This is a genomic window from Ottowia caeni (assembly GCF_050821495.1).
Classification (GTDB): Bacteria; Pseudomonadota; Gammaproteobacteria; order Burkholderiales; family Burkholderiaceae_C; genus Ottowia; species Ottowia caeni.
On record NZ_CP151080.1, the window covers coordinates 1064630 to 1084792 of the forward strand.

Genomic DNA, 20163 nt, shown 5'->3' on the forward strand with positions numbered 1-20163 from the left:
CTACTGAAACGCCACTTCCGCAAAGCTGCGGAGCTTGCGGCTGTGTAGCCGGTTGAGCCCGTTTTCTCGCAGGCGCTCAATGGCGCGCAGCCCGATCAGCAAGTGCTGGTTCACGCGCTCGCGGTAAAAATGGTTGGCCATGCCGGGCAGTTTGATCTCGCCGTGCAGGGGCTTGTCTGAAACACACAGCAAGGTGCCATAGGGCACGCGGAACCGGAACCCGTTTGCGGCAATCGTGGCGCTTTCCATGTCTAGCGCCACCGCTCTGGATTGAGAAAACCGCCGCTGCGGCGCATTGTTGCCTTGCAGCTCCCAGTTGCGGTTGTCTGTGGACGCCACGGTGCCCGTGCGCATGACTCGCTTGAGTTCAGTGCCTTGGAGTTGCGTGACGTCGGCCACCGCGGTTTCGAGCGCCACCTGTACTTCAGCCAGTGCCGGCACTGGAATCCACAAGGGCAGATCTTCATCCAGTACGTGGTCTTCACGCACGTAGCCATGGGCCAGCACGTAGTCCCCGAGTTGCTGACTGTTGCGCAGGCCCGCGCAATGGCCCAGCATGATCCAGGCATGCGGGCGCAGTACGGCAACGTGGTCGGTGATGGTCTTGGCATTGGCGGGGCCTACGCCAATGTTCACGAAACTGATGCCGGAGTGGTCTTCGCGTATCAGGTGGTAGGCCGGCATCTGGGGCAGGCGCGGCGGCGGAACGCCCTTGTCGTCCCCCGGGCGCTCAGGCAAGCCTACGCGCCGTGTCACCACATTGCCCGGCTGCACGAAGGCAACGTATTCACTGTCAGGCTTTTGCATCTCGGCCTGGCCCAGGGCAATGAACTCGTCAATGTAGAACTGGTAATTGGTGAACAGCACAAAATTCTGAAAATGCTCAGGAGACGTGCCGGTGTAGTGGCGCAGGCGATGGAGCGAATAGTCCACGCGAGGCGCCGTGAAAAGCGCCAGCGGTTCGGGCTCGCCTGTCGGGGTGCGGTGTGTGCCATTGGCGATGCCGTCGTCCATCGCGGTCAAGTCAGGCAGATCGAACACTTCCGACAGCCGCTGGCGTTGCACTGCACTCATGCCCCCCTCAAAATATTCATCGTCAGAAAAGCTGAAAGGCAGCGGGATCGGCTGATGGCTGGTGCCGATTTCCAGCGACGCGTTGTGGTTTTTCAGCAGCAGGCGGAACTGCTCCAGGTAATAGCCGGCAAACAGTTCTGGCCGTGTCAGAGTGGTCTCGTAGCGGCCGGCATGCGAGACAAAACCATAGGAGGTTAGCGTGTCTGGAAGCCGGTTGTTCGTAGTGGTCAGGCGTACGAACGGGTAGCATGCCCTTACGCGCGTGGGCGTCGGGTCGCCCTCTCCTTGCGCGACATAGGCATGAAGGGCGGTGCGCAGATGCGCCACGCCAGCGTCATAGATGCGCTTGGCCTGTGCCAGTGCGGCGGCCGGATCCGTAAAAGATTCTGGGGGAACGAATGAAGGCAGGGAGATCATGAGATATTGTCGCCAAGCGCAAAGATATTTGATCAATATTATTCATGGCGGCTGAAATCCTGGATTCCAATTGGCTTGACGCCGGCGCACGGCTCGCCGCGGCGCTGGGTTGTGGTCTGCTGGTGGGCACCGAGCGCGAGCGTCGGAAAGGGCAGGGCCCAGACAGGGCTCTTGCGGGCATCCGCAGCTTTACCCTGGCATCCGTACTGGGTTGCGCCTGCATGCTGGCAGGGGGCTTCTGCTGGTTGCCGTGGGCGCAGCGATGGTCGCCGGCCTTAATGTGGCGGCGTATTGGCGAAGCCGTTCGGGCGACCCGGGCGTGACCACTGAAATAGCCCTGCTGCTGACGTTCGTGACGGGTGCGATCTGTGTGCAGTCTCTACCCCTGGCAGCGGCACTGGCGGTCGGCATGACAGCATTGCTGGCTGCGCGCGAGCCCATGCATCGCTTCGCCCTGCACTGGCTGTCTGAGGCAGAAATACGCGACGGCCTGTTACTGGGGGCGCTGGCGCTGATCGCGCTGCCCCTGGTGCCAGACCGGCCATTGTGGGGGCCGGTGCTCAACCCCTACGTCATGACCCGGCTGCTGGTGCTGTTGCTGGGCATTCAGGCGCTGGCGCATTTTGCGGCGCGGCTACTGATGTCGCGACACGCGCTCGCGCTGTCGGCATTTGCATCTGGCTTTGCCTCCAGCACGGCAACCGTCGCCAGCCTGGGGCTCAAGGTGCGGCAAGCCAACGCACCGGCCAAGGCAAGCGCAGGGGCGGCCCTGCTGTCTTGCGTGGCAACCTTGTTGCAGCTCCTGGTGGTGGCTGTCAGCGTGAGCGGGCCTTGGTTGAAGTTGCTATGGCTGCCGACGCTGGGCGGCGCAGTGGTCGCGCTGCTGTGGGGTGTCTGGATAGTTCGGTCAGGCTCCGCAGAAGCCAAGGGCGTGGCGGGCGAGACGACGTCGGCGCAGGGGCGCATGTTCAGTCTGCGTGAAGCCTTTTTGATTGCGGCACTGCTCACGGGAATTCAGGCTGGCGTGCATGGGCTGAGCCTGTGGCTTGGGAAGGCCGGGCTGCTGGCTGGCACGCTGCTGGCGTCTCTTTTTGAGGTGCACGCTGCCATGGCAGCCATCTTCGTGCAAGGCCCGCCCGATGCTCCAGGGGGCGCGGCACTCGTGCGAGCCGTGGCGCTGGGTGTGGTGGTGCATGCGCTGGCCAAGTGCGTCAATGCGGGCTTGACCGGTGGTGCGGCCTATGCGCGCGCGTTCGTGCCTGGGCAGTTGGTACACACCGCAGTGTTTGTAGGCTTGCTGGTGCTGATCTGACCATACATTGATCCAATGCCCCGCCCAGATCCGATCATCCCTGACGAAGCCCGCGTGGTTTTGCGCAGGCGCATCACCATGCTTGTGTGGCGCGCAGTCGCCGTCGTGGCCGGGTTGCTGGGTTTCGTGGGGGTGATGTTGCCGGTGGTGCCCACCGTGCCCTTCTTGTTGGTGGCAGCCTGGGCTGCTGGCAAGGGTTGGCCCAGCTTTGAGCGCTGGCTGCTGAATCATGAGCACTACGGCCCACTCATTCGACGCTGGCGCGAGCAGGGCGCCATATCCCGCCGTGCCAAGTGGTTCAGCACGCTCATGATGGCCAGTAGTGCCGTGGGCATGCAGTTTTTTGGCACCATCCCGCTGTGGTTGCGCATAGGGGTGCCGGTGGTGATGGGCTGCGTGGCGGTTTGGATCTGGATGCGTCCGGAGTAGCCTTCCCGATGGGCGGGAACGCAAAGCGGCCAACTAATTGTTCATTCCCTTCGATAGAAATACCGAGGAAATGGTCCGACGGTGGGCTCTGCAACGATTCCCCTTGCCGCTGCGATGCTAGCCACGAAGTGTTGTCAACAGCTTCACCAGTTCAGCAATGGCAGTGAACGGTTCGGGATCTGTGTACGCCGTGAAACTCTCCGCCAATCGTTCTGCGCGCTGGGTGGCGACAGATAAATATCTGCCGGTGATCGCGAACGCGTTGCCCGCACCTTTGTCGTATCCGTGAATGTGGAGCTTGAGGCGACGCATCACTTCATCACGATGCAGCGGAGTCCGAATGTCCTCAAAATGCAGCAAAAGCCATAACTCGAAGCTTGGTACAGAAGGAATGGCCTGGAAGACTACAGGCTGCTTGGTATCGTTCCTGAGCTTGCCATCAAGCGATGCAGCTAGCGTCAAGGCCTCGTGATAGCTTTCATGGTCATCACGGTCAAACACTGCATAAACTTTCTCGAATGCGCGACTTTGGATGTTTTTGTGGCGGTCGCCATCTTGAAACAAAGCTTGGGCGTACTGCACCACCTGAACAGGTGCAGTGCCCAATTCGCTGGGACGAACTTCCACATTGGCAGTGTGCAAGCGATAGGCCGCACGGATCTCGCGAAAGTAATTCGGCTCGGTCTTGCTGCCTTCAGAAACGATCAGGACGCGGTCGTAACTTGCGCGGCGTCCCTGTTTTCGCTCAAGCTGTTTCTTTTGGCGTTCTTTAGGGGAGTTGTCGCGGGCCATCAGTGTTTCAGCCCAATCGCGTGGCTGAGGAACGGCACACCACCGTACCTTCCCAGCAGGTAGCCGCGTTCCAGTGCCTCGTTCTTGCGCGGGCTGAACTCGGACAAGCTGACCAAGGCTGAAGTTTGATCACGGTCTTTCTCCACGAACCACACTTGATCGCGTCGAAAAAGATCTGGTGCGTCTAGCAGCGAAGTGTCATGCGTGGTGAAGATCAACTGGGCGCCGCCGGTGTTGATCTCGGGGCGGTGGAACAGCCGCACAAGTTCGCGCACTAGCAGGGTGTGCAAGCTGGTGTCGAGTTCATCGATGACAAGCGTCAGGCCTTTGCTCAAGATGTCGAGTAGTGGTCCCGCAAGAAACAACAGATTTCGCGTGCCGTTGGATTCGTCCATCAAGTCAAACACGGCTTTGCCTTGTTCAGTGACGTGATGGAAGCGCAACTTGTGCTCTTCCATTTCTTCCGAACGAACTTCAGTTTTGCCGGCTACCAGGTCAAAGTGAACGGACTGCCCAGGGACTTTGCGTGTTTCCACGTCAATGTCAGCGATGCTGATGTCCGCAGCAGAGAGGAAGTTGCAAATCTCCCTGCGGCTGTCGGCCTGCCTGAGCATATGAATGGACGTCTGCGGACTGAGCTGGGCTTGCTCATTGAAGATGACCAGGCGACTCGCAAACCAGTCGAACACAGGTCGCAATACTTCGCTGTTGAGTTGTACGGCCATTGACAGAAAGAGGGAGTTTGGTCGGGTGGCGCCTTCCCACAGGATCTTGGGACCTTTCAGGCCGGGACCGAAGTCGTAGAGATCTTTGCCGGTGGCGGTGTCAAAGTGGCGTGTGAACCAGCGCTGGGGCTTGAACGCCTTGTAAACCAGCAGGTGCTCACTGACGATCCGCTGAGCTGTCATGGAAAAGCCATACTGGTAGCGCACACCATCGAGCAGGAATGTGACCTCGAACTCGCTGGGTTGGCTGGCGGAATCGGCGTCGAGTCGAAAGGGTTGAACGGCGAAGGTCTGACCCGGCTGGATCGCTGTTGCGGACTCGGTCACCATGCCACGCATGTATTGCAGGGCTTTGACGAGATTGGATTTGCCGCTCGCGTTGGCACCATAAATCACCGCACTGCTTACCAGGGTGGGGGCGGCACTGATGCCGGTCGCCTGAGTGTGGGTGTCCTGCAGAGTCTTGTCCTTGGACGCAACAAGACTGAGCACCTGCTCGTCGCGCAGACTGCGGAAGTTCTTGACGCGGAATTCGATCAGCATTGAATTCACCTCGTCTTTCTAAAATAAAGTTTAATTATGACTGAGAAGAGCAAAAAACAAATATATTTTATATTTACTGCGTAGAACGAGTGACTGGGTTGGCATTGCTGACCAGGTCAGCTGGGGCAGGATCGTGCCACCTGTGGCGAAGCTTTGATCAAGCGGCTCGGTGGTGATTTAAGTCGCCAGCTTGGGCGCGGCTTTGGCTGGCGCAATCTGACCCAAATGCGCGCGTTCTACCTCGCTTGGCCAACCGACCAGATTTCGCACAAACTGTTTGCGAAATCTCCAGCCCTCCCAATTCTTCAGACACTGCCTGGAGAATCCGCGCCGACACTTATTTCCGAGACGCCGTCTCGGAACGCCATTGACCTGTCTACGCTAGACCAGCATTTCAGCAGAACGGTTGCAAGTTGCGAGCAAGAGCCGTCTTTCTTCTCCGTTTGGCATGCGGGTAGGTGCAGAGTTCGATTCGGGCGCGTTCGACATCGCCCACCTCGACCCCTGGCTGCGGTCTCTCGCTGTCGCCGCAGAGTGACGCAATAGTCGAGAAAACACCCAACACACAGACTCAGACTGTCTGCAAGACCGACGTGCGCATCATCGACTTCTTAGACACGGGGCATCCGGCCCTGCTGCGGATGTGGGACAAGCCCCAGCGTCGCTATCGGGCGATGGGGTATCGCATCGATTCGGGTGCGCCGTCTGTAGGCCGTTTCGAATGGTGATGTCGGCTGGGCAGGGTGCCGGAACAGGCGGGTAGACATATTGTGCCACTCAGTGGCACAATAGATGCGATGACGCGAGTTTTCAAAACTCGCCACTTCCAGCGATGGATGCGCAAGACAGAGCTCACCGAAGCCGTCCTGTGCAAAGCCGTTCAGGAGATGGCGGCTGGTCTGATCGACGCTGACCTCGGCGGTAGCGTGGTGAAAAAACGCGTCGGGTTGGCGGGGCGCGGCAAGCGTGGTGGCGTGCGCACGCTGGTAGCCACCAACAAGGGCAACCGCTGGTTTTTCGTGCTCGGCTTCGAGAAGAGTGAACGGGCGAACGTCAGCGACGAGTAGCTCGAAGGCTTGCAGACCATAGCCGCCGACCTGCTGGCTCGAACAGGCCCGCAACTGGATGAAGCCGTTGCCGACGGCGCTTTGCAGGAGATTTGCCAATGACCACCAAGACCAAGAGCCGCATCCTCGAAGCCGTTCACGAATCGGCCAGCGATCTGCATCGCCTGGGATTCATTGACAAGCGCAAGATGCAGAAATACGACGCGCTGTGCCTGGAACCGGTACAGGACTACGACGCCAAAAAGGTCAAGGCGCTGCGCGAGCGATTGCACCTGAGTCAGGCCGTGCTGGCCAGCGTGCTGAACACCAGCACGTCCACTGTCCGCAAGTGGGAGGTGGGCGACAAGCGCCCGAGCGGGCCGTCGCAGAAGCTGCTAGACATCCTTGAGCGCAAAGGGCTGGAGGCGGTACTTTGATCCGCCCGTTGCCGCTTACGCCCGCTGCATTGGTATTCAAGTGACGGAGACGGAATTGAACCGGCGTCCGTCCGCCACCATACAAAAGGGGTCGGATAGTCTGATAGCCCTTTTCAATGTCCCAGGATCCCCGCTTCATGCGAGGTTCGGGTCGCCTGTGCTGTGGTGGCGACCTGCCGAAATCTCCGGGATCTGCCACTCCCACCAGCAGAGTTGTCTTTCTTCTCCGTTTGGCCTGCGGGTAGGCGCGAATCAACAAGTTCCGCGCGCTTATTCTTGGTCGAGCATGGGAGCCGCGCAGATATCCAACCAGCCATGCTGTCGAAATGGTGACGTATAAGTTGCCATAAGATTAGTGAGCTTGCAGATCAAAGAACTGCTGCTGGACGGTGGCGACGGCCCTTTCTGTGGCTGATTCGGCTCACTGGAGGCCATGGCCGCAGCCAAGGTGCGAGTTCGGGTAACCCGACGATGACGAACGTGTCCGCGATCTTCGCCGCCATCAAGCGTGCTCTGAGGGTCGAGGTGCGCGCTCAGGTCGTGATGGCCTGACTTGGGCTCAGGACTGGAGATTGGAGGATTTTTCAATGGTGCCCTACCAGCCGACCTCTGCGCCTGCATCGCTTACTCCAGCTGCTGCATCAATTGTTGTTCAACCCTGTCACTCAGCACCATTTCAAGGTGCATGCTGGCACGGGTCATGCCGACGAACAGCATGCGGCGGTGCAGGTCAGTCCAGGATTCTTCGTCGATTTCGGTCAGCACGATGGCCGGAGCGGACTGGCCTTTGAAGCGGCGTAGGGTTTCAATGCGAAGGTGGCCCTGGGTATGGATGGGTCGTTGCTGGTCGTCGAACTGGCCTGAGTATCGCGTCACACGCCAGGCGCCAAGTTGGTCAAGCTTCAGCAACTGAGATCTGTCCATACCGCGCCAGCTCAGCACGGCGATCTGGTTCAATTGAAAGCCTTTGTCCAGGCACGCTTGAACGGCGTCCGTGGTTCTGGCTTTCATGGCCTCTACGGAGGCAGACTTCCATGTGCGGAAGGTGGGCATTTCGCCGGGGAAGGGTGAGCGAGCGGTGATGGGCGGTTGCACCAGCTGAAGATGGTTGATGGTGTCCACCACCAGGCGAGGGCTCCGGTGGTTGTCCCGGCAGGTCACGATCACCGCTTCGGTGATGTCCAGCTCCTCCCGGTCGGGGTATAGGCATTGATCGGGGTCGTCGAGCAGGTAAAGACCTTCAGGGCCATGGCCGGGTGGGCGGATTTCTTCTGGCAATTGCAGCACGCGCACCCGGCTCACCAGAATTTGAAGCCAATCGGCTGTGAAGTCTTGCAACTCGTCGATGAGGAGCAGGTCAAGATCTGCCCCGGCTTCTGCGAGGTGACGTCTATAGTGATTCACCGCTTCGGCAAAGTCCGCGGAGGATACGGCAGCTGCCTGAGGTTCGCCTTGCGCCGACGATTCTTTTGCCGCTGTCTCATGCCAACACAACTGGTGAAACGTTTGAACTTCGCAGCGGGCCGGGGCGATTTCGCGCATGTGGTCGGCCAAGGGTCTGTTGAAGCAGACATAGGCTGCGCGCCGGCCTTGAGCGACCGCTTGCCTTAGTAGACTGAGTGCGAGTTGGGTCTTGCCGGAGCCGGCGGTGCCTTGAATGCGCACAATGCGACTGGGCGCGTGGATGCGCGGCACCCACTCGGTCAGCCCTTCCGAGAGGAAATGGGTCCAGCTTTGCAGTGCGCCTGCCAGCGTGCCAACTTCCACCTTGCATTGAAGCCTGTCCTGCAGGAAGGCCTGCACCCGTTCCTTGAGGTCGCTAGGCTGGCCAGAACCGAGCCGAGCCAGGATCGCCCGAGCCAGGTTCTGGCAGTCCGAGCTGTCAAGAAGCCTCTCGCGTGGGAAGCCAATGGTGGCCGCTTCGGTGCCGACGGTGGCATCGGGCAGCACTAGAAAGTGCATCAGCCGCACATCAAGCCCGGCATTGCGCAAGCGATGCTGTATGCCCTTGAACTGCCAGTGCGCCTGTGACCCCACATTGCGCAGATCGTTGCCGTAGCTCTTGAACAGGCCCTGATCGGTGATTCTCAGTTCACCAGCCTTGACTTCGAGCAGTGCCAAATCACCGCTCTGGTTGAGCACAATGATGTCGATTTCGCCGTGGCGGTCACTGGTGGGGTGAACTTGTGTCCAGTCGACGCTGTGAAAGAGTTCGAACGTGTCAGGCAACTCGTCGGCCAGACTTTGAAGCACACTGATTTCTGTGTACTCACCATGGCTCATGGCCTTGATGGTGTGAATGGGCGGCGTGACTCTGGCCATCTATCCTTGCTCTTTCGGTTATTCGGCCAGACAGCAGGATTGGTCTGGCCTGGCTTGTCTTGCTCATGAGCTTCCCAGGCCCCTTGGGGGCGCCCGGCGCTCCGGGGAGAAACAAAGAGGGGGTGCATGTAGGAGCGGCTTCAGCCGCGAACGGTTTCCTTCCGAGCACAAGACGTCATGGATGACGGTGACCCTTCGCGGCTGAAGCCGCTCCTACAAAGGCAGGGATCATGGAGGCCGTTTTGTGCTTTCAAATTTTTTGTTTCTCATGAACCCCTGACCCATGCATCACCGTCCTCTATCTCGTCATTCCCGCCTGCGCGGCGGCTGGCGATCCGGGGATGACGAGGGGAGCGAAATGCCGATGAATATGCGCTGAAAAATTTTTGTTTCTCATGAGATCAGCTTAAAACGAAGGCCTTAATACCCCAGCGTCTTGCCATCCGGGTTGCGCGGATCGGAGTACCCCCAAAATTCGCCGTTTCGGATCTGGATGCTCTGCGTACGGCCCATGGCAGCTTTGACGGCGACGTTTTGCCCGCGTTGCTTCAGCAGCGCAATGGAGTCGGGCGAGAAGCCTTTTTCCAGGCGCAGTTCATCAGGCGTCCATTGGTGGTGAAAACGCAGCGCCGCAGCGCCCTCGGCTGGGTTCATTCCAAAGTCGATGGCGTTGACCACTTGTTGCAGAACGGTGGTGATAATGCGGGCGCCGCCGGGGCTGCCGGTGACGAGCCAGGGCTTGCCGTCTTTGAGGACGAATGTGGGCGTCATGGAAGAAAGCGGGCGCTTGCGGGGGCCGACGGCGTTGGCGTCGCCGCCCACCAGGCCATAGGCATTGGGCACGCCCGGTTTGGCTGAAAAGTCGTCCATCTCGTTGTTCATCATGATGCCGGTGCCGGGGGCCACGATGCCTGAACCAAAATTGGTGTTGAGGGTGTAGGTGACCGCCGCGATGTTGCCAGCCTTGTCCATGACCGAGTAGTGCGTGGTTTGGTCACTCTCGTACGGCTGCGGCTTGCCCGGCTTGATTTCCTTGGCAGGGCGCGCGCGGTTCGGGTCGATGGTCTTGGCCAGTTCGTCCGCGTACTTCTTTGAAGTCAGGCCCTTTAGCGGGATTTTCACGAAATCAGGGTCGCCCAGGTATTCGCTGCGGTCGGCATAGGCGAGCTTCATGGCCTCGGCCATATGGTGCACGGTCTGCGCGCTGTTGTGGCCCCAGTCCTTGAGGGGCCAGCGCTCCATCATGTTGAGAATTTGCACCAAGTGGGCACCGCCCGAAGAGGGAGGCGGCATGGTCACGATCTGGTAGCCGCGGTAGGTGCCGCGCACGGGTTCGCGCTCTACTACTTTGTATTCGCGCAAATCCTGCGCGGTCATGGGGCCGTTGTTCTTGGCCATATCGGCGACGATTTTCTGGGCGATTTCGCCTTCGTAGAAGGCCTTGGCACCGTCCCGCGAAATCAGGCGCAGGGAGTTGCCCAGATCCTTGTTGATCAGCAGATCACCGGGTTTCAGCGGAGCGCCGTCTTTCCAGTAAATGGCTTTGCTTGCCTCCCACTTGCCCATGTTCCTGGTTTCCTGTCTGAGCACTTTGGCCAGGGTCTCGCTCACAGGAAAGCCTTTTTCTGCCAGGTCGATGGAGGGCTGGATCAGCTTCGCGAGCGGCTGCGTGCCCCATTTTTGCGCTGCGTGCGCCATGCCGGCCACTGTGCCGGGGACGCCAATCGCCGAGTGGGTAAAGAGAGACTTGCCGTTGATGATGTTGCCCTTCTCATCCAGGTACATGTTGCGCGAAGCGGCGAGGGGGGCCACTTCGCGAAAATCCAGCGCAACGTCCTTGCCGGTCTTGGCGTCGTGGACCATCATGAAGCCGCCACCACCCAGGTTGCCGGCATTGGGCAGGGCGACTGCCAGCGCGAACCCCATGGCGACAGCGGCATCTACCGCATTTCCGCCGCCCTTGAGCACGTTCAACCCGATCTGTGAAGCCAGTTCCTGCTCGCTGGCCACCATGCCGTTGCGCGCGATCACTGGGTGGAACACGTCCATGTCGTGGTCGTAGGCGGCCGCTGCAGCTTGCGTGGCGGGAGGGGCAGACTGTATGGCCGGCGCGGTGGCTGTGCTGCAAGCTGTGAGTGCGGCCAGGGCGATGCCGCTGATCAGCAGGCGATAGCGGTAGTTTCTTGTCTGGGTGAGCATGTGATTCCTCTTGTCGGCCAGTTACCTGTGGCGATACCAGCATGGCTGGTAGGCGCAAAGACCGTCAGTATCGGTCCACTTGTCGAATCAGCAAAGCCTGGCCTCATTGGAATTCGTGGGAAATCACTTGATGATCAGCCCCTTCAGCTTTGGGTCATCGGGTGGATAACGCAGATCGAGGGCTTTCAGGCGGTCACGCACCAAGGTGGCGATCATGAGGTTGCGGTGCGTCTTGCTGTTTGCGGGCACCACGGTCCATGGCGCATGTTCGGTGGAGGTAGCGTTCAGCAAGGCCTCGTAGGCCCGCTGGTAATCATTCCATTGCTTGCGCACCTCGATGTCGCCCATGGAGAATTTCCAGCGCTTGGTTGGATCGTCCAGGCGATCTTGCAGGCGTTGGCTTTGCTCATCGAAACTGATGTGCAGCATGAACTTCATGATCACGGTGCCGGTTTCTACCAGCATCCGCTCAAAATCGTTGATCTGTGCGTATCGCTCACGGGTCTGCTTTTCATCGATCCATCCGTTGACGACGGGCACCAGCACGTCTTCATAGTGGCTTCGGTTAAACACCACTATTTCACCGCTATGGGGCATTTGCCGGTGAATGCGCCAAAGATAGTCGTAGGCTTTTTCGTTTTCGCTAGGGGCCTTCCAGCCGACAGCGCGCACGCCGAGCGGGCTGGTTTCCTTGAATACGCTTCGGATAGTGCCGTCCTTGCCGGAGGTGTCCGTGCCTTGCAGCACCACGAGCAGTTTGTAGCGTCGGTCTGCCCAGAAGTGATCCTGTAGTGCGTCAATTTCGGTCGCTAGCGACTCCAGCACCGCGCGATCCGCAGACTTCTCTCCTACTGAAAATGGCTTGGCACCTGGGTCGCAACTCTTGAGCGCAAACGATTTTCCTTTGACCGGTCGCAAACCCGCCAGTCGCGCGCCGTTTCCGTTTCCATTGCCGTTTCCATTGCCGTTGCCATTCTTCTTGGATGCCATGCCAAATTCCCAGTCCGTGAGTTGCCGGATAAGCTTGCGCCTTGCTCTTTGCGAGCGCCCCTCTTTGTACCTCAGATATGGTCTTCACTCTCACGCACGACATGTTGCGTAGTTTTCCTTCAAGGCGTCAGAATACGAACACTGCGCCATGCTGTCGATGAAGACCTGCTTGCGCGTCAAACTTCCGTTCGTTCCTACGCCTAAGGAAGGTGTTCAAAACTCTGGCGGGAAGCGCGGGCCGATGTCAGGGATGCAGCGCAAGGCGGATTTTGTTGCCAATTGCTCAGCTATTGGCGATAAAAGCCAAAGCAGCGATGTGCCCTGACATCGGATTCGCGCGTCGTCACGAGTTTTGAATACCTTCCTTAACCTCTTGCGAGAGAAATGCACATGAACCCGACCCAGCTATTTGATCCCGCGTCCTGCACGTATACGTACATTCTTTTTGACGAGAAGACGCGCGAAGCGTTGATCATCGACCCGGTTGAAGAGCAGCTTGACCGCGACATGTCGGTTTTGGAGCGACTGGGCCTCACTTTGCGCTGGGCCGTTGAAACGCACGCCCATGCAGACCATGTGACCAGCGCTGCCAAGCTTGCCGAGCTGACCGGTGCGCACATGGCTGCTCCGGCTGGTTGCGAGGTAGGTACTGCTGCAACTCAGCTCAGAGACGGCGACGAGCTGGCATTCGGCGCCGAGCGCGTGCGTGTGCTGCACACGCCAGGGCATACCGCAGGCAGCGTCTGCTACTACTGGGAGCGTGCTGCTGCCGAAGAAGGTCACGCAGAAATGCCGAGAGAGGCGGCTACCACTGAGCTTGGGCACGAGATGCGTCCCGATCTGCGCCGCGACACTTGCCATGTGTTCACCGGAGACACGCTGCTAATCGGCGGTTGTGGCCGTACCGATTTTCAGTCTGGCGATGCGGCGCAACTTTATCGCAGCCTCACCGAGGTATTGTTCAAGCTGCCGGATGCCACCATCGTCTGGCCCGGGCATGACTACAAGGAGCGCACGCAATCGACGATCGCGCTTGAAAGAGCCACCAACCCGCGTATTGCGGGCAAGACGCAGGATGAATTTGTGGCATTGATGAATAACCTCCATCTGCCACCTCCACAGCGCATTGGCGAGGCCGTGCCGGCCAACCAGCGTTCCGGCCTGCGGCAAGATGCAGGTGGCAGTGGAGGCGCTCCTAGGCCCGCCGAAGGCTATGCGGGCGACATTACGCCGCAGACTGCCTACGAATGGATGAGCATGGGGCAAGCGGTGCTGGTCGATGTGCGCACTGATGCCGAGCGCGAGTGGGTCGGATTTGTGCCTGGGGCGGTGGCGGTGGCCTGGAAGCAGTGGCCTCAGATGGCGCTCAATCCTGATTTTGACAGCGCCATCCGAACGGCAGCGGAGGGGGCAGGACACTGGCCCTGCTATGCCGTAGCGGGGTGCGGTCCATTGCAGCTGCCAAGCGCGCGACAGAACTGGGGCTGACCGCTTACAACGTGCTGGGGGGCTTTGAGGGGGATCCAGACGAACACGCTCAACGCGGTCACAAGAATGGCTGGCGGCACGCAGGGATGCCGTGGAAGCAGAACTGAAGACGGCGCCCTGAGGCGCCGTCGATCGGAGGGCTTGCAGCTTTTTACAGCGGAGGAATCCGCAGCTTTTGGCCGGGGTAGATTTTGTCCGGGTGGCTCAGCATCGGCTTGTTGGCTTCAAAGATGACGTTGTACTTGTTGGCGTCACCATAGTACTTCTTGGAAATGGCCGAGAGTGTGTCGCCTCGTACCACGTCATGGAACTGCGACGCAGTGCCGGCCGGGAACTCGAGGTTGTTGTCCACGTCGCTCACGCTGGCCACGTTGCCGGCGGCAAGTCCGGCCTTTTCGGCTGCTTCCTGCGTGGGGGCGCTGCCGGCCAGCGTTACCTTTCCGGTAGCGCCGTCGAATGTGACGGCCAGGCCGGAAACGCCGAGGTTCTGCTTTTCGATGTAAGTCTTGATGGCGTCTGCCGCCTTCGCGTTGAGATCGGCCAAATTAGGAGCGCCAGCGGCGGGGGTGGAGGCCTGTGCCTCTTTGGTGCCGAAGAGCTTTTCCCCGGCATCCTTGATGAAACTGAACAATCCCATGCGATATCTCCTTGGTGTTGGTGAACAGAAAACTCACTTTAACCGTTGTTTGCGGCACTTTTATATGCCCATTCTGCATCCGGCGTAGGACAAAGCCGTTATATTGCCGTTCCATGACATTCCTGGCAATCGATGTCGGCAATACGCGACTGAAGTGGACACTATACGAGCACCCTGCGCCCGGCGCTGTGGCGTTGGCGTCTGGCGCTGAGTTTCTGGAACAGATAGACCGCCTCGCTGAAGGTGACTGGGCACATCTGCCTGAACCCGACTGCATGCTCGGGTGCATTGTGGCGGGGCAGGCCGTCAAGCACAGGGTTCAGGAGCAGATGGACATCTGGAACGTCGAGCCGCGCTGGGTGGTGGCAAGCAACGCCGAGGCGGGGCTTACCAATGGCTATGATTTTCCTTCTCGACTGGGCGCAGACCGCTGGGTGGCGATGATCGGTGCCTACCATCGCATGCTGGCGCAGGGGCCGGCTCGGCCCATGGTGGTCGTTATGGTGGGTACCGCAGTCACCGTGGAGGCTGTGGATGCCAGCGGGCGGTTTCTGGGCGGCCTGATTCTGCCCGGTCACGGTATCATGCTGCGCGCGCTCGAATCCGGTACCGCCGGACTGCATGTGCCGACAGGCGAAGTGTGCGAATTTCCAACCAACACCAGCGATGGGCTGACCAGCGGCGGCACCTACGCCATTGCCGGGGCCTGTGAGCGTATGGCGCAGCACGTACGCCAGCACTGCGGCGCCGAGCCGATGTGCATCATGACCGGTGGCGCTGGCTGGAAGATGCTGCCAAGCATGGGCAGGCCGTTTGATCTGGTGGAGAGCCTGATTTTTGACGGCTTGCTGGTGATTGCGCAAGAGCGCGAAGCTTTGCTGGGCAGGCTATAAGGCCCGTTTCCATTTCGCAGTCAGCGCGCCCACTTTGGTTACCCTAGATCCGGCAGTTGGACGCGCCCGAACAGGTCGTCATCGGGTGCGCTGGCAAGGCGTGAGGACGCCGCAGGCTCGTGCCTGCAAGAACGAGCAACGCCGCCAGCGTGCCCGAGGGCGGCCTGATCGGGTGCGTAGCGCTCTCACCTAAAGGGTGAGCGTTATCGGAGCATCGAAATTGAGTGTCCACGCGGCTTTCTTGGAGATTGCAAGCGGTCAACTGCCGGATCTAGGGTTACCCAGGCTCTCGCGCAGCCCGGGCTATTCGATCTTGACGCCGCCCTTTTCGATCACCGTTCGCCAACGTGCAATTTCACTGGTGATGAGCTTGGCAAACACTTCAGGCGGATTGGGCGTGGCTTCCGCTCCCTCGCTGGACAGGCGCCCGCCAATGTCTGGCGAGGACAGCGATTGGTTGATCTGCCGATTCAACTTCGTGATCACCTCCCTGGGTGTGTTGGCCGGTGCCACCACGCCGTACCACTGGTCGGCCTCAAAGCCGGCATAGCCGCTCTCGGCCACGGTGGGCAGGTCGGGTAATGCCTTTACGCGCTGGGGCGACGACACTGCGATCGCTCGCAGTTGGCCGGCCTTGACCTGGTTCATGACCGCAGGAACGCCCGTGAACATCATCTGAATTTGGCCGGCGACCAAATCGGTGACTCCTGGTGCCGTGCCTTTGTACGGAACGTGCTGAATCTGCGTGCCAGTTTGCAGCTTGAAGTATTCAGTGGCAATGTGGGCGGCGCTTCCGTTGCCTCCGGAGCCGTAGTTGAGTTTGTTCGGGTTGGCCTTGGCATAGGCCACCAACTCCTGCACGGTCTTGGCGGGCACCGAGGGGTGTACCACCAGCACATTGGGAACTCTGGCGACCCAGGCCACTGCCGCGAACGCCGTGGTCGGGTTGTACGGCAGCTTGGCGTAAAGCGACGGGGTAACCGCCAGGGTGCCGATGTGGCCCATCAGCAGGGTGTAGCCGTCTGCCGGCGCTTTGGCGACCTTGTCCGCGCCGATCGAGCCGCCTGCGCCGGGTACGTTGTCGATGATGACCTGTTGGCTCCAGGCCTGGGTAAGCTGCTGGCCGATGGTTCGGCCCAGGATGTCGGTGGAGCCTCCGGGAGTGAAGGGTACGACCAGGCGGATGGGCTTGGACGGGTAGGCGCTGGCGTCTTCGGCATGGGCGCTGATCCAGGGCGCAGCCACAGCTCCGGCGGCAACGGCGGTGATCAGGCTCCTGCGGCGGGTGTCTACCTTGAAGGAGTCTTGGCCGGGATTTTTACGGTGTTTGCTCATGTGATGTCTCCGTTGAATTTTCTTGTGAGGTGGGTTGTTGGGCTGTCCTCAATACCGTTCGTTTAGGTGCGCCAACCCATTTTCTGTAGGAGCGGATTTAGCCGCGATAAGCTTTTCGCGGCTAAATCCGCTCCTGTATGGGAACCACAAGTCACTATGCAATCAGTATTGGGGTTAGCCTTCGCCTTCGCGCTGCGCCAGCAAGCGGTCAGCGTATTCTTGCCAGGGCGATTGCCCGGTCAAGTCCCTGAAGACGCCTTCACGTGCCAGCCCGGCGACCCAGTCATGTTTTTCGGCGATGGCGCTGGCCATGATGGGCGCGAAGCCCGCCTCTTTCACCGTGTTGGCTGATTCGCGCATTTCCTCGGCCCTGCGTTTTCCGTGCTGAGCCACGCGACTAAAGAAGTAGGCACCCTGTTTGCTCCAGTCGATCTGGGGAAAGGTCTCCTGTAGGGTGGGCAGGACATAGTCCTCTACGCCATAGGCTCGGGCGTTGGTGTAGGCCTCGATCACCAGCGCTTCGAGCCCCTTGATCATGATGCTGCGACTCATCTTGATGGCCGAGGCTACTCCCAGCTTTTCAGACACGGGTTTGGCATCCATGCCCCAGGTGGTCAGGGTGCGCGAAAGTTCGACGGCTTGCGCGCCGCCCAGCAGCATGGGCACCCGAATGCCGTAGGGTGGCACGGAAGTCATCACTCCTGCCTCCACGTAGTGTCCACCCGCAGCTTCAATCGCCGCGGCAGCGTGCTGCTTGGTTCCGGGGAGGCAGAGTTAAGGTCCAGGAACAGCGTGCCCGGACGCAGATGTCGCGCAGCTTCCTCGGCCACCGCCAGGGTGTTTGAGGCGGTGACGGCTGAGATCAACAAGTTGGCTTCGGCGCACAGCCCCGCCATGCCGTCCGAGGGGGTGACGCCGTCGGCTGTAGCCATGGCACGGGTAGCCGTACCCTCGCTGCCTGCAAACTTCAGATCCCAGGCGTGTATGGCAGACACACCTTCCTTACCCCGCAGGCCGCGTCCAAATATGCCGCCTACCTCGCCAAAGCCGATGATCCCCAGGATCGTGTTGCCCATGTGTCGTGTCCTTGAAGTCGAAATCAAGTTGTGGTTGGAACGTGGTCGGGGTGCTCCCTTTAACGGGAGCTTGCCAGAAGCGGGCGCCGCCTACTGCCTGCCTTCAGCCGTCTACAGCAAACTCTGAAACATCGCCTGGCGAGCCTGACTGATGATCTGACCCTTCCAGCCGTCGGACTCGGTATAGAAAGCGCGTTTTAGCCGTGTCTTGATGGCTTCAGCCAACTCCGCCGGGGCTTCAGGATGCAGTGCCAGCCAGTGGTCGCCGCGCAGCGCATCCAGAATTTCCATGACCGGTTCGGTGCCGTACTCCAGCGCGATGCCTGTGTATTTTGCCAGTGGTGCAGCTTCATGTATGGCTTCCCACATCGGGCCAGTGAGCAGGGGGCTGGTGGAGGTGCCGTCGTAGATCGATGTGACTTTGTCGCCCCACATCTGGCGCGCCCGCGAGATGGATTCAGCGTCGTTGCGGCCTGCGAATATGCGCTCGCCCACGCCCTGTGGGCCCAGGCCGGTGTGCAGGTCAATCCAGGCGATGTCGGTCGCATGCCCGGCGTATTTGCACAGCAGCTGGCGCACGGCGCCATTGCTCCAGGTGGGCGCATGGCCTCCGTAGAACAGGCCGTCTGGAAATTCATACTGGCCGGCCGAAATGGCGGCCTGCCAAGCTTTCTCGCCATTTTTAGAGATGAAGGCTTCCGTTGCCTTGCGATTGGCATCGTCCGGTGGCCAGGTGGCAGGCAGCAGCAGGGCTTGAACGCGGCGATAGTCAGGGTTGCTTGGCAGTGGCTTGGAAAAATCCAGAAAATTTCGGTTCAGATCTACGTTTTCCTGTGTCACACGGCGCAAGTGCGAAAAGCCGTAGGGGTTGAGCGCATGAAGATAGAGCACCGCCACGCCCGCCGAGCGGGCTTTTTCGCGCCATTCGGTGTCATGCAGTGCGAACACCTGCACGCCTGAGCCGCAAAATCCCTCAACGCCGTGGCAACCGCTGCTGACAATGAGCAGACGCCTGCTTTGCGCGTCGCCATCCAGGGCCACGTCGAGGGCCAGTTGCTCACCCTCTCGGCCGGGTAGCGGGTGCTTGACGGATTCGATTTGAGCACTGGCGGTGGCGGCTGCTTCCAGAAACTTGACGCGGGCTTTCGCGTAGCTGGATGCAAAGGCATCCGGGATGGAAATCACGCCTGAGCTCCGGGCAGGGGCCGGTTTTCGGGAGGCTGATGCGCCAGCCATTGCTCAGCTAGCCGAACCCAGTAAGTGGCGCCCAGGGGGATCAGGTCGTCGTTGAAGTCGTAATGCGGGTTATGCAGCGTGCAGGGACCGGCATCGTGGCTGCCGCCTTCGTATTGGCCCCGGTGCGCACCGTCGCCGTTGGCGATGAAGCAGTAGGCGCCAGGCCGGGCTTGCAGCATGTAGGCGAAGTCTTCTGCGCCCATGGTGGGTTCTTGGGGCAACGCTTTTTCTTCGCCGACGATGCCGGCCATGACGCGCCGGGAAAAATCAGCTTCGTAGGCAGTGTTGATGGTGGGCGGATAGTTGCGCCGGAACTGGAAATCGCACTGTGCGCCAAAGGCCGCGCTCACGCCTTCCGAGATTTCCTGCATGCGTTTTTCGATCAGGTCCAGCACCTCGAAGGTGAAAGTTCGCACCGTGCCCTGAATCTCGCACGAGTCGGGAATGACGTTGGTGGCTTCACCGGCATGGATCATGGTGACCGAGATCACGCCTGCATCCACAGGCTTCTTGTTGCGCGTGAGGATGGTCTGGAAGCCCTGCACAATCTGGCAGGCAACGGGCACCGGGTCGATGCCGGTGTGCGGCAGCGCCGCATGGCCGCCCTTGCCGGTGATCGTGATCTTGAACTCGTTGGAAGAAGCCATGACAGGACCGCTGCTGACGGCAAACGTGCCAACCGCCATGCCGGGCCAGTTGTGCATGCCGAAGACGGCTTCCATGGGGAACTTCTCGAACAGACCGTCCTTGATCATCTCGCGTGCGCCACCGCCGCCTTCTTCCGCGGGCTGAAAAATCAGGTAGACCGTTCCGTCAAAATCGCGGTGCTGGGAAAAATGCTGCGCTGCCGCCAGCAGCATGGCGGTGTGGCCGTCGTGGCCGCAGGCGTGCATTTTGCCGTGATGCTTGCTGGCATGCGTGAAGGTGTTGAACTCGGTCATTGGCAGCGCGTCCATGTCGGCGCGCAGGCCAATGGCACGGCCACTCTTGCCGCCGTCGCGCCCGTGCACAATTCCCACCACCCCGGTCACACCCATGCCGCGGTGGATGGGAATGCCCCATTCTGTGAGCTTTTGTGCGACCAGGTCGGCGGTGCGCACCTCCTCGTAGCAAAGTTCGGGGTGAGCATGCAGATCGCGGCGGATGGCAGCGATTTCTCCAGCGTGGGTGAGAACGGCATCTATGATCTTCATATTCTCAGTCTAGCCCGGA

19 protein-coding genes and 3 pseudogenes are annotated in these 20163 nt (G+C 60.1%); 10 read left to right on the forward strand and 12 right to left on the reverse strand.

Annotated elements, in window-relative coordinates:
- Positions 1-1491 (reverse strand): AMP nucleosidase, encoded by a 1491-nt coding sequence (locus AAAK34_RS05090; RefSeq protein WP_231693763.1) that lies wholly within the window; start codon positions 1489-1491, stop codon positions 1-3.
- A 44-nt stretch (positions 1492-1535) separates the two neighbouring features.
- Between AAAK34_RS05090 and AAAK34_RS05095 the strand changes: the two genes are divergently transcribed.
- From AAAK34_RS05095 to AAAK34_RS05105, 3 genes are read left to right on the forward strand one after another with little or no spacing between them, the layout of a single operon-like run.
- A complete protein-coding gene (locus AAAK34_RS05095) occupies positions 1536-1814 on the forward strand; it encodes an MgtC/SapB family protein (protein WP_431777810.1) in 279 nt (92 codons plus the stop codon).
- Positions 1811-2803: an MgtC/SapB family protein gene (locus AAAK34_RS05100; RefSeq protein ID WP_431777811.1), complete on the forward strand. Its 993-nt coding sequence runs from the start codon at positions 1811-1813 to the stop codon at positions 2801-2803. The genes AAAK34_RS05095 and AAAK34_RS05100 overlap by 4 nt, the downstream gene beginning before the upstream one ends.
- A gap of 15 nt (positions 2804-2818) precedes the next feature.
- A complete protein-coding gene (locus AAAK34_RS05105) occupies positions 2819-3232 on the forward strand; it encodes a YbaN family protein (protein ID WP_231693761.1) in 414 nt (137 codons plus the stop codon).
- A 117-nt stretch (positions 3233-3349) separates the two neighbouring features.
- Here the strand turns inward: AAAK34_RS05105 and AAAK34_RS05110 are convergent, their stop codons facing one another.
- Both AAAK34_RS05110 and AAAK34_RS05115 read right to left on the reverse strand, forming a co-directional pair.
- Positions 3350-4024, reverse strand: coding sequence for an RloB family protein (locus tag AAAK34_RS05110; protein ID WP_231693760.1), 675 nt, complete (start codon positions 4022-4024; stop codon positions 3350-3352).
- Positions 4024-5292, reverse strand: a complete 1269-nt coding sequence (locus tag AAAK34_RS05115) for an ATP-binding protein (protein ID WP_231693759.1) — start codon at positions 5290-5292, stop codon at positions 4024-4026. Before AAAK34_RS05115 ends, AAAK34_RS05110 begins: the two co-directional genes overlap by 1 nt.
- Positions 5293-5445: 153 nt before the next feature.
- Between AAAK34_RS05115 and AAAK34_RS05120 the strand changes: the two genes are divergently transcribed.
- The 4 genes from AAAK34_RS05120 to AAAK34_RS05135 all read left to right on the forward strand — a co-directional run bounded on the left by AAAK34_RS05120 (position 5446) and on the right by AAAK34_RS05135 (position 6775).
- Positions 5446-5838, forward strand: a complete 393-nt coding sequence (locus AAAK34_RS05120) for a hypothetical protein (RefSeq protein WP_431777812.1) — start codon at positions 5446-5448, stop codon at positions 5836-5838.
- Positions 5751-6020, forward strand: a complete 270-nt coding sequence (locus AAAK34_RS05125) for a hypothetical protein (RefSeq protein ID WP_431777813.1) — start codon at positions 5751-5753, stop codon at positions 6018-6020. The genes AAAK34_RS05120 and AAAK34_RS05125 overlap by 88 nt, the downstream gene beginning before the upstream one ends.
- Before the next feature lie 69 nt (positions 6021-6089).
- Positions 6090-6359, forward strand: a complete 270-nt coding sequence (locus AAAK34_RS05130) for a type II toxin-antitoxin system RelE/ParE family toxin (RefSeq protein WP_431777814.1) — start codon at positions 6090-6092, stop codon at positions 6357-6359.
- Between the two features lie 98 nt (positions 6360-6457).
- Positions 6458-6775 carry a helix-turn-helix domain-containing protein gene (locus tag AAAK34_RS05135; RefSeq protein ID WP_231693757.1) on the forward strand — a complete coding sequence of 106 codons (318 nt, stop codon included), beginning with the start codon at positions 6458-6460 and terminating at the stop codon, positions 6773-6775.
- Positions 6776-7399: 624 nt separating this feature from the next.
- Here the strand turns inward: AAAK34_RS05135 and AAAK34_RS05140 are convergent.
- From AAAK34_RS05140 to AAAK34_RS05150, 3 genes are all read right to left on the reverse strand, one after another.
- Positions 7400-9097, reverse strand: a complete 1698-nt coding sequence (locus tag AAAK34_RS05140; protein ID WP_231693756.1) for an ATP-binding domain-containing protein — start codon at positions 9095-9097, stop codon at positions 7400-7402.
- A gap of 420 nt (positions 9098-9517) precedes the next feature.
- A complete protein-coding gene (ggt, locus tag AAAK34_RS05145; protein ID WP_231693755.1) occupies positions 9518-11296 on the reverse strand; it encodes a gamma-glutamyltransferase in 1779 nt (592 codons plus the stop codon).
- 123 nt (positions 11297-11419) lie between these two features.
- Positions 11420-12286: a PPK2 family polyphosphate kinase gene (locus AAAK34_RS05150; RefSeq protein ID WP_231693754.1), complete on the reverse strand. Its 867-nt coding sequence runs from the start codon at positions 12284-12286 to the stop codon at positions 11420-11422.
- Positions 12287-12793: 507 nt separating this feature from the next.
- Between AAAK34_RS05150 and AAAK34_RS05155 the strand changes: the two are divergent.
- Positions 12794-12985, forward strand: a pseudogene (locus tag AAAK34_RS05155) (MBL fold metallo-hydrolase); the annotation flags it as partial.
- Between the two features lie 408 nt (positions 12986-13393).
- Positions 13394-13881: pseudogene (locus AAAK34_RS05160) on the forward strand (rhodanese-like domain-containing protein).
- Between the two features lie 44 nt (positions 13882-13925).
- Here AAAK34_RS05160 and lysM read toward each other — a convergent pair.
- The gene (lysM, locus tag AAAK34_RS05165; protein WP_231693752.1) at positions 13926-14411 is read right to left on the reverse strand and encodes a peptidoglycan-binding protein LysM; all 486 of its coding nucleotides are present in this window, start codon (positions 14409-14411) and stop codon (positions 13926-13928) included.
- A gap of 113 nt (positions 14412-14524) precedes the next feature.
- Between lysM and AAAK34_RS05170 the strand changes: the two genes are divergently transcribed.
- Complete coding sequence (locus AAAK34_RS05170) at positions 14525-15304, forward strand: type III pantothenate kinase (protein ID WP_231693751.1); 780 nt, start codon at positions 14525-14527, stop codon at positions 15302-15304.
- 43 nt (positions 15305-15347) lie between these two features.
- Here AAAK34_RS05170 and AAAK34_RS05175 read toward each other — a convergent pair whose 3' ends face one another.
- The 5 genes and pseudogenes from AAAK34_RS05175 to AAAK34_RS05195 form a co-directional block, all read right to left on the reverse strand.
- Positions 15348-15536 (reverse strand): hypothetical protein, encoded by a 189-nt coding sequence (locus AAAK34_RS05175; RefSeq protein ID WP_431777815.1) that lies wholly within the window; start codon positions 15534-15536, stop codon positions 15348-15350.
- Between the two features lie 71 nt (positions 15537-15607).
- Positions 15608-16639, reverse strand: coding sequence for a tripartite tricarboxylate transporter substrate binding protein (locus tag AAAK34_RS05180; RefSeq protein ID WP_231693750.1), 1032 nt, complete (start codon positions 16637-16639; stop codon positions 15608-15610).
- A 174-nt stretch (positions 16640-16813) separates the two neighbouring features.
- A pseudogene (locus AAAK34_RS05185) lies at positions 16814-17715 on the reverse strand (DUF1932 domain-containing protein).
- Positions 17716-17826: 111 nt separating this feature from the next.
- Positions 17827-18900, reverse strand: coding sequence for a M14 family metallopeptidase (locus AAAK34_RS05190; RefSeq protein ID WP_231693748.1), 1074 nt, complete (start codon positions 18898-18900; stop codon positions 17827-17829).
- Positions 18897-20144, reverse strand: a complete 1248-nt coding sequence (locus tag AAAK34_RS05195) for a M20 aminoacylase family protein (RefSeq protein ID WP_231693747.1) — start codon at positions 20142-20144, stop codon at positions 18897-18899. The genes AAAK34_RS05190 and AAAK34_RS05195 overlap by 4 nt, the downstream gene beginning before the upstream one ends.
- Positions 20145-20163 lie beyond the last annotated feature (19 nt).